General features: G+C 61.6%; 2 protein-coding genes and 1 tRNA gene. 2 read left to right on the top strand and 1 reads right to left on the bottom strand.

All coding sequences use genetic code 11. The annotated features are described in order from the left end of the window. Positions 1–363 (bottom strand): hypothetical protein (locus ACYVDE_RS22275; RefSeq protein WP_460503729.1); only part of this gene is annotated, 363 nt, incomplete at its 3' end. Between the two features lie 319 nt (positions 364–682). On the opposite strand from ACYVDE_RS22275, the gene ACYVDE_RS22270 reads away from it, so the two are divergent. Together ACYVDE_RS22270 and ACYVDE_RS22265 are read left to right on the top strand one after the other, a co-directional pair. Further along, a tRNA-Lys gene (locus tag ACYVDE_RS22270) sits at positions 683–755 on the top strand. 151 nt (positions 756–906) lie between these two features. Then, the coding region (locus tag ACYVDE_RS22265) for a phytoene desaturase family protein (RefSeq protein WP_460503728.1) at positions 907–1,571 on the top strand (665 nt) is incomplete at its 3' end.

Below are 1,571 nucleotides of genomic sequence, written 5' to 3'. Positions count from 1 at the left end.
CCCGGCCCGCGACACCAAGCCCGCCGGTGCCGGCCGCAGCACATGCAGGTAAGCCGCCAGCAACACCAGATACGCGGCATACGCCACCCAAGGCCCCCGTCCCCGCCGGCGAAGCAGCAGGCCCACGGCCGCCACAACTGCTCCAGCCAAGAGCACCTGCAGGCCCGGGTAGTAATAACGCTGCGCTTGCACCCGCAACTCCTGCTGCCACGTATTTGGGTAACCCACCAGCCGGTGTTGCGCCGCCAGTGCGGCCAGCTGCTGCCAGGTACGCACCCGGGGTTGGCGCGCCTGCGCCATGCTCAGGTAAAGCAATGCCGCCGGGAAATGGTCCAGCTGCTGTTGCGCGTAGGCCATTTTCAAAAATAATTCGGGTGAAGCCCGGTTTTTTTGCCACACCAGCGCCCGATAACCCGGAAAAGCCGCGCCATACTGGCCGGCGTCAAACAACGAATCAGCCTGGGCCAGGGTAGGAGCGGTCGAAGATGGCGTTGATAGTAAATTTTTTTTTGCCCCCGGATTTGCACACAAACTGCAGAAAGGCAGTAGGGTAAAGAGAATGAAAAGGGCGCGCACGATAAGACAGAGAGGTTTTTTTTGCGGGCAGAGTTGTGTAGTCCAAAAGGCCGTACTACTTTTGTACCACCAAAGCAGGAAACGCCTCGCCAAGGTAAAGATAACTGATTCTGTAGCTCAGCTGGTAGAGCAGTACACTTTTAATGTACGGGTCCTGGGTTCGAATCCCAGCGGGATCACAGCTAAACGCTCATTCTGCACTGCGCAGGGTGAGCGTTTTCATTTTCCGCGGGCCGGGCCTGTGAGGAAGTTGGGCACCGCGCCGTAATTTCCCGGTTTGCTGAGCAGCCGGATGGTCCGGCTTGGCTTTCGGCACGCACTTCCGGCAGCATGGCGGACTACGACACGATTATCATTGGCTCGGGGGCGGGTGGGCTGGCAGCGGCTATTTGCCTGGCGCGGGCCGGGCAGCGGGTGCTGGTACTGGAGCAGCATTACGTGCCCGGCGGCTGGTGCCACAGCTTCTACCTCGACGGGCACCGTTTCAGCCCCGGCGTGCACTACCTGGGGATGCTGGGCCCCGGCCAGAGCACACGCCAGCTTTACGAAGGGCTGGGCATTGCCAACGACCTGACGTTTTTCCGCATGAACCCGGCCGCCTACGAGCATTGCTGGATTGGCCGGGAGCGGGTGGATTTGCCGGCCGATTTTGAGGAGCTGTATGCGCAGCTGGCGGCGCGGTTTCCGCACGAGCGGGAGGGGCTGCGCAAGTACCTCACGGTGGTGCGGCAGGTGAACGAGCAGCTGCACCTGATTCCGAAAATGAGCGGGTTCTGGGACAACGTCACCATTCCGTTTCGCACCCCGCAGCTAGGTAAGTTTGGCTTATTTTCGCTGAAGCGCGTGATGGACTGGCACATCAAGGACCGGCTGTTGCAGGGCATTCTGAATGTGCAGTGCGGCGACCACGGCCTGCCGCCGGCGCAGGCCAGCTTCCCGCTGCACTGCGCCGTGATGGGCCACTACCAGGCCGGCGGCTACTACCCCAGCGGCGG

The organism is Hymenobacter agri (assembly GCF_054778495.1).
Note: the sequence above shows the minus strand (reverse complement) of the source record. Positions and strands in the feature narration are given on the sequence as shown.